Here is a 9,299-nt window from a genome sequence, read left to right as displayed (position 1 = left end):
GGGCGCCCATGTTCTCGAAGGCGTCTTCCAGCTCGATCTCTTTGGCGACCGACACGCCGTCCTTGGTCGAGCGCGGGGCGCCGAAGGACTTCTGGATCACGACGTTGCGGCCCTTGGGACCCAGCGTCACCTTGACGGCGTTGGCGAGCACGTTGACGCCGCGCAGCATCTTGTCGCGCGCGTCGGTGTTGAACTGTACGATTTTAGCGGCCATGCGGGCAGCTCCTTTAAAAGGTGAGTGGTGAATCGTGAGTCGTGATTGATGCGGTTCGTAAGGGCGCGATCACGCGCCGCTCACGAGTCACGCATCACGAGTCACGTTCAGGACAGGACGCCCAGGACGTCGGATTCCTTCATGATGATCAGGTCGTCGCCGTCGATCTTCACTTCCGTGCCCGACCACTTGCCGAACAGGATGCGGTCGCCGGCCTTCAGCTCCAGAGCGTTGACCTTGCCGGATTCGTCACGAACGCCGGGGCCGACGGAGACGACTTCGCCTTCCTGCGGCTTTTCCTTGGCGGTGTCGGGGATGATGATCCCGCCCTTGGTCTTGGATTCTTCTTCAACGCGCTTGACCAGCACGCGGTCGCCGAGCGGACGAAACGCCATCGGTTCTCTCCTTATGTACCCCCGGACGGGGGCGACTTGAAAACGGTGGGTCAGCCTCTCTTCGATCACCGTTTTGGCAGCCGACCGTCGAGAGTGCTAACGCGACCGGGAGGTAGTCAGAGCAGGGGCCAGCGTCAAGCGCGCCATCGCCGGCCGTCTGCGAAACTTCCGCGACAAATGAACCGAAAATGAATGGCGGGCTCCGGGGCTGTTCAAGCACAGGCTGGCAGAACCGTTTCAACGCTGGATGCATTTCCCTTGTCGGAAACGCCGAACCGGCCCGAAAATAAAAGGAGACGATCATGTCCAACTTGCTGAAGATCACCGCCGCCGTCGCCGCCCCGGTCGTCGCCATGAGCCTGATGGCCGCCCCGGCCTCGGCCCAATCGCGTGATCGCGACGACACCGGCCGCAACGCCCTGATCGGCGCCGCCGTCGGCGGCCTGGCCGGCGCCATCTACGGCAACGGCGACGGCCGCTATATCGCAGGCGGCGCCCTGGGCGGCGCAGCCATCGGCGCCGTGGCGTCGTCGAACCGCGGCTCAGGCTGCGAATACTATCGCGGCGGCCAGTGCTACCGGAACCAGGGCCACTGGGAACGCGAGCACGGCATCAACAGCCGCGACTCGCGCTACGAACAGCGCCGCGATTATCGCGATTATCGCCGCGAGCAACGTTATGACCGTCGCGACGATCGCCGGGATTACCGCCAGGACCGCCGCTGGTAGTCCCGCGACGATCTGAAGACAATGAAGGGCTCGGCCGCAAGGCCGGGCCCTTTCTTCGTCAGCCCATCAGCCGCGTCATCAAGGCGGCCGTGGACGGGTCCAGACCGGCGGACGGCCCGCCGGCGTCCACGTCCTTCAGGATCGCCTTGGCCAGCACCTTGCCCAGTTCGACACCCCACTGGTCGAAGCTGTTGATGTCCCAGATCACGCCCTCGACGAAGGTCTTGTGCTCGTACAGAGCCAGCAGGGCGCCCAAGGTCTCGGGCGTCAGACGGTCCATCAGGATGGCGGTCGAGGGGCGGTTGCCGGTGAAGGTGCGGTGGGGGGCCAGACGGGTCGCCTCGTCCTCCGACAGACCCTGGGCCAGGCCTTCGGCCTTGGCCGCTTCGGTGGTCTTACCCAGCATCAGGGCCTGACCCTGAGCGAGCGCATTCGACCAAAGGGGCGATTCCGGCGCGTCGGCGTGGGTCTTGGCGACGATCACGAACTCCGCGGGGACGATCTGCGGTCCCTGGTGAATCTGCTGGAAGAAGGCGTGCTGGCCGTTGGTGCCGGGTTCGCCGAACACGACGGGACAGGTCTGGCGCGTCACAGGCGTACCGTCGCGATGCACCCGCTTGCCGTTCGACTCCATCTCCAGCTGCTGCAGGAAGGACGGCAGGCGGCGCAGGGCGTGCGCGTAGGGGGCGACGGTGCGCGCCGGACGGTTCAGCCCATCGACGTTGAACACCTGGGCCAGGGCCAACAGGATCGGCGCGTTCTGCTCCAGCGGGGCCGAGACGAAATGGTCGTCCATGGCCGCAGCCCCGGCCAGCATCTGTTCGAACACGTCCCAGCCCAGGGCGATGCCGCACGACAGGCTGACCGCCGACCACAGCGAATACCGACCGCCGACCCAGTCCCGGAAGGCGAAGGTGCGGCCGCAGCCGAAGGCCGCCGCCTTGTCCGGCGCCGCCGTCACGCCGATGAAATGTCTGGTCATGCCCTCGGCTGGCAGGGACGCGGCCAGCCACGCCTTGGCCGCCTCGGCGTTGGCCAGGGTCTCCTGGGTGGTGAAGGTCTTGGACACGACCACCACCAGGGTGGTTTCGGGGTCCAGGCCGGTCAGGGCCTCGGCCATGTCGCGCGGGTCGATATTGGCGACGAAGCGCAGGTCGATGGCCGGATCAAGCGGACGCAGCGCATCCCAGACCACGCGCGGCCCCAGGTCCGATCCGCCGATGCCGACATGGACGATGGCCTCGAACTTGCGCCCCGTCGCCCCGGCCTCGGCGCCCGAGCGTACGGCGTCGGCATAGGCCTTCATGTCCGCCCGTACGGCGTCCACCTCGGCCGAGACCGGCTCGCCCAGGGCGTGGAAGTCCGCGCCCGGCGCGGCCCGCAGGGCGGGATGCAGCACGGCCCGGCCCTCGGTCAGATTGACGGCCTCGCCGGCGAACAGGGCGGCGCGTCTTGCCTCGACATCCGACGCACGGGCCAGATCCAGACAGGCGTCGAAGGCGGCTTTCGTCCAGCTCTGTTTCGACAGGTCCAGATAGAGCCCCGCCGCCTCGACCGACATCCGCGCCAGCCGATCAGGATCGGCGGCGAACTGATCCACGATCCGGGTCTGGCCCGCCTCGGCGGCGGTGCGATCGAATGTCTTCCAGGCGTCGTCGCGGCTCATGGCGTCCTCGGTCGATGATGTGGGCGTTGGAGAGGGTAAACACTCGTTTACGGGTCGGGGGTAAAGAGGTTCAACGTCCTAGCGGACGGTGAAACAGGAAGTCATCCCCATGTCTTGCGGCCTCGCGCTTTCGATCGCCCTGGCGATGTCCAATCCCGCCGTCGCCCTGGCGGCGGATCAGCCGCCGGCCGCCGTCGGCGCGCCGATCTCTGTGGCGGGCGAGCCCTTGTTCGCCGACATCATCTCGCGCTCGACCAGCCTGAAGGCCATGGTCGACGGCTGGGCCGCCGCCAAGGCCGCCGACGACGCCGCCTTCTTCACCAGCCAGGCCTTCACCGGCTTCAAGGCCCAGGCCGAACAGCTGGCCGCGCTCGACATGCAGGGCCACCTGATCCTGAAGGAACGCGGCACCGACGGCGACCTGAAATGCATCCTGCGCGGCATCTCCGAGGACATGCCCAAGAAGGTCGCCGCCGTTCAGGCCGCCGCCAGCCCGGCAGAACGCGCCGTAGCCCTGTCGGAACTGTCCTATCTGCTGAACGACAACGTCGAAGTCATCACCGCCCCGCCGCAGCCGGAAGTCTGACGCCATCTAGAGGGCGTTCAGCGTCTCCAGAACGCCCTTGCCATAGCGATCCAGCTTGGACTGGCCGACGCCGGAAATCGCCCCCAGACTGTTCAAGTCGCCCGGCTCGGCCTGGGCGATTTCCAGCAGGGTCTTGTCCTGGAAGATGACATAGGGCGGGACGTGCTGTTCCGAGGCGCGGTCGCGGCGCCAGGCGCGCAGTGCCTCGAACCGGGCGCGGACGTCGGCGTCCATCGTCTCCAGCGCGGCGTTGCGGCCCTCGCCGGTACGGTCGCGGCGATTGCGCGGATTGCCCGAGCGCGTGCCGGCGTCGAAGCCTGCGGGCACGCGGCGCACCTCGATCTTGCGTTCGGCCTTGTAGACGGCGCGCACCGCCTCGCCGTCGCCCAGACCGACCAGGGGCTTGCCGTCGTTGGCGTTCTCGACCAGCAGGCCTTCGAACAACAGGTGGTCGACGATGTCGCGCCAGCCGTTGGGCGAGATGTCGGCGCCTATGCCCCAGGTGGACAGCTGTTGCTCCCACGGCTGGACCGCCTTGGTCCGGCCGGTCAGATGGTCGACGATCCGGCCCCGTCCGAACCGACCGCCCAGACGCTGGACCGCCGCCAGGGCCTTCTGGGCGGGGACGGTGGCGTCATTGAGAAGCGGCGGGTCGCCGCAGATGTCGCAGACGCCGCAGGGCTGGGCGTCGGTCTCGCCGAAATAGCGGCGCACGGCCTGGGCGCGGCAGACGGCGCCGTCAAGCATGGCGAACAGCTGGCGGGCCTTGCGCACCTGAACCTGTTTGACCTCCTCGGCCATCGGGCGGCCGTCCAGCCGGCGCAGGGTCCAGGCGATGTCGGACGGGCCGTACAGGGTGATGCCCTCGGCCGGTTCGCCGTCGCGGCCGCCCCGGCCGATCTCCTGCCAATAGGCCTCCAGGCTGCCCGGCGGATCGGCGTGGATGACGAAGCGCACGTCGGCCTTATCGACGCCCATGCCGAAAGCGATGGTGGCGACCATGACGGCGCCCTCCTCGGCCAGGAACCGCTCCAGCCGCCGGTCGCGCTCCTTCGTATCCATGCCGGCGTGATAGGCGATGGCGTTGGTCCCGGCGTCGCGCAGCGCCTGGGCAACGCGGTCGCAACCGTCGCGGCTGCCGCAATAGACCACGCCCGACTTGCCCCGCCGTTCGCGCACCAGTTCAATGACCCGCGCGTCGGTCTTGGCGCGCGAGGCGCTTTCCTTGCGTTCGGCCGACAGTTGCAGGTTCGGACGGGCGAAACTGTCGACGAAGACCTTGGCCTGTTCGAGCCGCAGCGAGCGCAGGATGTCGTCGCGGGTGCGGGCGTCGGCGGTGGCCGTGACCGCAATGCGCGGGACGTTGGGGAACCGCTCGGCCAGCAGACCCAAGTTGCGATAGTCTGGACGGAAGTCGTGGCCCCATTGCGAGACGCAGTGGGCCTCGTCGATGGCGATCAGGCTGAGCGGCAGTTCGGCCAGACGATCCATCATGGCCCCGGCCGCCAGGCCTTCGGGCGAGACGTAGAGCAGGTCCAGATCGCCGGAGCGGGCCGCCGCCCAGATCGCCGACCGTTCGTCCATCGAGACGCCGGAATCGAGACGTGCGGCGGCGACGCCCTGTTGCTTCAACGCCTCGACCTGGTCGGTCATCAGGGCGATCAGGGGCGAGACCACGAGGCCCAGGCCGTGACGCAGGATGGCGGGGATCTGATAGCAGACGCTCTTGCCGCCGCCGGTCGGCAGGACGGCCAGCACATCGCCGCCGGACAGGATCTGCTCGACCACCTGGCCCTGCATGCCCCGGAAATCGGCGTGGCCCCAGACACGCGACAGCAGGGCCCGCGCGTCGTTCAGGTCAGGCGTATCGGTCGAGGAGAACTGGGGCTGCGTGGCCGGCATCCTTAAGCTGTGCACTCTTTGTTCCCGCAAGCGAAGTCCCACAGGCGACGAGAGGCGGCCTGTGGTTTCATCGGATGGGGATTAATTCAGTGGCCCGTTCAGTGCGCAGGGGCTTCGGCGAACTGGCCGCCGACGCGGTAGCGCCACAGATAGGACGGCGCGATGGCCGCCATGCCCGCCGGATGATCGATGCCCAGGTCGCTGAGGCCCAGGGCGTCGGGGGCTACGACATTGTCCTTCTCCAGCATCAGCACCTGATCGCGCGTCAGCGGCGGGGTGACGCCGACGAACCGGCTCAGTTGCAGCAGGGAGCCCAGGGGCCTGGCGACGGCGAAGGGCACGGGGACCAGCATCCGGTCGCGGCCGGTCTCGCGGCGCACCAGCTCCAGCACTTCGCGGAAGGTGTAGAGGCTCGGCCCGCCCAGTTCGAAGGTGCGGCCCGCCGCATCGACACGGGTCACGCCGCGCGCGATGGCTTCGGCGACGTCGCCGACATAGACCGGCTGGAACTGGGTCTCCCCGCCGCCGATCAGCGGCAGGAAAGGCGACATCGTCGCCATGGACGCAAAGCGGTTCAGGAAGCCGTCGCCGGCGCCGAACACCAGCGAAGGCCGCAGGATCACCGCGTCGGGATAGACGGCGCGTACGGCCTCTTCGGCCCTGGCCTTGGTGCGGCCGTAGGCCGAGGGGCTGGCGGCGTCGGCGCCGATGGCCGAGATCTGGACCAGACGTTTGACGCCCGCCGCCCTGGCGGCCGAGGCGATGGTCTTGGCGGCTTCAGTGTGGACGGCGTCGAAGCCGCGCTTGCCGCCCGCGTCGTGCAGGACGCCGACCAGATTGACTACGGCGTCCGCGCCGCGCACCGCCGCCGCAACATCCTCGGCGCTGGTGATGTCGCAGCGCATGAACTGGATCTGGCCCGGATCGCCCAGCGGCTGGATCTCGATGGCCAGGACCGGGTTGCGTACGGCCACGCGAATGCGCCAGCCGCGACGCGCCAGGGCGCGCACCGCCTGCGACCCGATAAAGCCCGATCCTCCGAAGAGAGTCACGACGCCGGGGGCGAGGTCAGCCATGGGGAAAGCTCCAGTCGAAATCCGTGTCGGCGGGATAGACGATAGGGCGCCGCACCGCAACGCGGGCGTTCACGGCGACGCTGGCGATCCGCCCGTCGTCGCCCATCTGATGTGTATGAAGCTTTTCACCATCGGTTACGAAGGCGCGACCCAGGCGGAGGTGATCGCGCGCTTGAAGACGGCGGGAGTCGAGACCCTGGTCGATGTCCGCGCCGTCGCCGCCTCACGCCGCGCCGGCTTTTCCAAGACGATCCTGGGCGAGAGCCTGAAGGCGGAAGGGATCGACTACCTTCACCTGCGCGGCCTGGGCACGCCCAAGGCCGGCCGCGACGCCGCGCGCAAGGGTCGGGTCGCCGAGATGCGCGCCATCTTCGCCGATCACCTGGCCAAGCCTCAGGCCCAGATGGAATACGAGCGGCTGAAGGCGCTGGCGGGCGAGAAACGCGTGGCCCTGCTGTGCTTCGAGGCCGACCACGCCGGATGCCACCGCGCCGTCCTGGCCGAGCGGCTAGCGGCCGAGGACGGGGTGATGGTGGTCAACTTATAGGATCAGAACCGGGCAGCCCCGAGCCGTCTCCTCCCCATGAAATGGGGAGGAGACGCGGCGCGCCTTCGCGCCGTGACGGAGAGGCTATTCGACGCCTCGCAGGCGTCCGTGGGACTTCAAGAGCCCCTCCACCACGCTGCGCGCGGTCCTCCTCCCCGCTTCGCAGGGAGGAGACGATTTCACTTACGGACGCCCCACCAGTTGATCGACCGAGCCGCTGGTCACCGGGTGATACAGAGGCCGGGCCTCGGCGTAGATGCGGCGGGCGTTTGCGCGGCCCCAGTCGCCTTCGTTCCACAGGGTCTGGAACAGGGGCAGGACGAATTTGCGGCGACCCTGGCTGGTCAGGAAGGCGTCCGCTGTGGCGACGGCGGGCTGATAGCGGTGGGCCAGGGCGATCTGCAGCCAGCCGAAAGTCAGTTCGCTGTTGCCCTCGTTCGCCAGGTTCAGGGTGCGCTCCAGATCGGCCAGCTGCGAATTGGTCAGCCAGTCGGCGTTGGCGCGCAGACCCTCGGGACGCCAGCCCAGGAAACGCTGGCGCTGCTGGGTATTCCACTCCGACCACGGAATGGCCGAGGCCGGTCCCTTGTCCTTGAAGAAGGCGACGGCGGCGGCGTCTACGGGCGTGAAGGCGTTCGACACCGGAGCGACCGCATTCGACGGCAGGCCGGGCTGATAAACCCAGGCGTCCAGCTGCAATTCGGACTCCAGGGCTGCGTCGCCCTTCACCAGGTTGGTGCGGATGTCCTCCAGGAACATGGCCGTGGTCATGGGGCGATAGGCGTTGCGGTCGAAATAGCCGCGCAGCCAAGCGTCGAACTTGTCGCGCCCGACGATGCGCTCGATGGTGCGCAGGAAGGCCGAACCCTTGTCATAGGCGATGGTGTTCATGCCGTCGTCGGGGTCACGACCCATCAGGTTCAGATGCAGGCGCGTGTCGTCGGCGGGCAGGGACTTCAGCTCGTCCTGAAGCCCGTCCCAGCTGAGCACCTGTTCCTGCACCGCGCGATCATAGCCGTAGACCGACTCCATGATCCGGTTCTCGAAATAGGTGGTGAAGCCCTCGTTCAGCCAGAAGTCGTTCCAGGTGGCGTTGGTCACCAGATTGCCGGACCAGGAGTGCGCCAGTTCGTGCGCGACCAGGGAGACCAGCGACTGGTCCCCCGCGATGATGGTCGGGGTGGCGAAGGTCAATTTGGGGTTTTCCATCCCGCCGAACGGGAAGGAAGGCGGCAGGACCAGCAGGTCGTACCGGCCCCAGCGGTAGGGGCCGTACAGCTTCTCGGCCGCGTCCACCATTTCGGCGGTGGGCTCCAGCTCGGCGGCGGCGGCGCGCAGGCGGCTGGGCTCGGTCCAGACGCCCGAGCGCTCGTCGAACGGCGCGAAGGCGATGTCGCCCACGCCGATGGCGATCAGATAGGGCGGGATCGGATTGTTCATCCGGAAGCGCCAGGACTTCATGCCGTTTGCGGCCGCCTCGCCCTTGGGCGTCAGCTGGTCGGCGCTCATGACCACGGTCAGGTCGGCCGGGGCGGTGATGCGGGCCGAATAGGTCTGGCGGATGCCGGGGCTGTCCTGGGTCGGAACCCAGGTGCGGGTCAGGATGGCCTGGCCCTGGCTGAACAGATAGGGTTTTTCGCCGCCCGCCGTCTGGGTCGGGCTGAGCCATTGCAGCGCCGCCGCGTCGGGACGGGTCGAATAGCGGACGGTGATCTTGCGGCGCTCGTTGGCGGCGAAGGCCGGGAAATAGACGGTCAGGGGCTGGCCCTTGATGGCGTCGTTTTCGCCGACGACATAGCGCAGCGGCTGGCCCGCCGCATCGCGCACGTCCTGGATGTCCAGGTTGCGGATATCCAGGATCACCTCGTTGGCGCCAGGGACGGCCAGGATATCCAGCGTCGCCGTGCCCGACAGGGTCTTGGCCTCGAAGTTCGCGGTCAGGTCCAGGGCGACGTCGACGACGCGGGCGATCTCGGGCCGGGCGTAGGTGTGGCTGTCGACCGCATCGGGACCGGGCGCCGGGGCGACGGCGGGCGGCGTCATCGACGCGCCCCCGGTCGTGGTGGAGCAGGCGCTCAGGCCCATTGCGGCGGCAAGGGCGAGGGCGGAGACGAGACCGAGCGCTTTGCGCTTCATCGAGGCTTTCCTGGGCTGACCGTAACGATTGGCCGGAGAACGCGCGGAA

The 9,299-nt window shown here is 68.1% G+C and carries 9 protein-coding genes; 3 read left to right on the top strand and 6 right to left on the bottom strand.

What is annotated here, in order from left to right; all coding sequences use genetic code 11:
* Positions 1–214 (bottom strand): TCP-1/cpn60 chaperonin family protein (locus ACK4MH_RS14840; protein ID WP_409719735.1); only part of this gene is annotated, 214 nt, incomplete at its 3' end.
* 107 nt (positions 215–321) lie between these two features.
* Positions 322–609 carry a co-chaperone GroES gene (gene groES, locus ACK4MH_RS14835; protein WP_008259448.1) on the bottom strand — a complete coding sequence of 96 codons (288 nt, stop codon included), beginning with the start codon at positions 607–609 and terminating at the stop codon, positions 322–324.
* Between the two features lie 302 nt (positions 610–911).
* Between groES and ACK4MH_RS14830 the strand changes: the two genes are divergently transcribed.
* Positions 912–1,337 carry a hypothetical protein gene (locus ACK4MH_RS14830; RefSeq protein ID WP_409719732.1) on the top strand — a complete coding sequence of 142 codons (426 nt, stop codon included), beginning with the start codon at positions 912–914 and terminating at the stop codon, positions 1,335–1,337.
* Between the two features lie 58 nt (positions 1,338–1,395).
* Here ACK4MH_RS14830 and pgi read toward each other — a convergent pair whose 3' ends face one another.
* On the bottom strand, positions 1,396–3,003 hold the full coding sequence (gene pgi / locus ACK4MH_RS14825; protein ID WP_409719730.1) for a glucose-6-phosphate isomerase: 1,608 nt from the start codon (positions 3,001–3,003) through the stop codon (positions 1,396–1,398).
* A 109-nt stretch (positions 3,004–3,112) separates the two neighbouring features.
* Here pgi and ACK4MH_RS14820 point away from each other — a divergent pair, with 109 nt between their 5' ends.
* Positions 3,113–3,589 carry a hypothetical protein gene (locus ACK4MH_RS14820; RefSeq protein WP_409719728.1) on the top strand — a complete coding sequence of 159 codons (477 nt, stop codon included), beginning with the start codon at positions 3,113–3,115 and terminating at the stop codon, positions 3,587–3,589.
* A gap of 6 nt (positions 3,590–3,595) precedes the next feature.
* On the opposite strand, the gene recQ is transcribed toward ACK4MH_RS14820, so the two are convergent.
* Entirely contained in the window at positions 3,596–5,491 is a 1,896-nt protein-coding gene (gene recQ / locus ACK4MH_RS14815; protein ID WP_409719726.1) for a DNA helicase RecQ, read from the bottom strand.
* Between the two features lie 98 nt (positions 5,492–5,589).
* Positions 5,590–6,567 (bottom strand): complex I NDUFA9 subunit family protein, encoded by a 978-nt coding sequence (locus ACK4MH_RS14810; protein WP_409719724.1) that lies wholly within the window; start codon positions 6,565–6,567, stop codon positions 5,590–5,592.
* On the opposite strand from ACK4MH_RS14810, the gene ACK4MH_RS14805 reads away from it, so the two are divergent.
* On the top strand, positions 6,566–7,114 hold the full coding sequence (locus tag ACK4MH_RS14805) for a DUF488 family protein (RefSeq protein ID WP_409719722.1): 549 nt from the start codon (positions 6,566–6,568) through the stop codon (positions 7,112–7,114). The genes ACK4MH_RS14810 and ACK4MH_RS14805 overlap by 2 nt on opposite strands.
* Before the next feature lie 183 nt (positions 7,115–7,297).
* Here the strand turns inward: ACK4MH_RS14805 and ACK4MH_RS14800 are convergent, their stop codons facing one another.
* Positions 7,298–9,250, bottom strand: coding sequence for a M1 family metallopeptidase (locus ACK4MH_RS14800; protein WP_409719720.1), 1,953 nt, complete (start codon positions 9,248–9,250; stop codon positions 7,298–7,300).
* Positions 9,251–9,299 lie beyond the last annotated feature (49 nt).

The sequence above is a fragment of the Brevundimonas sp. genome (assembly GCF_046295075.1).
Lineage (GTDB): Bacteria > Pseudomonadota > Alphaproteobacteria > Caulobacterales > Caulobacteraceae > Brevundimonas.
Note: the sequence above shows the minus strand (reverse complement) of the source record. Positions and strands in the feature narration are given on the sequence as shown.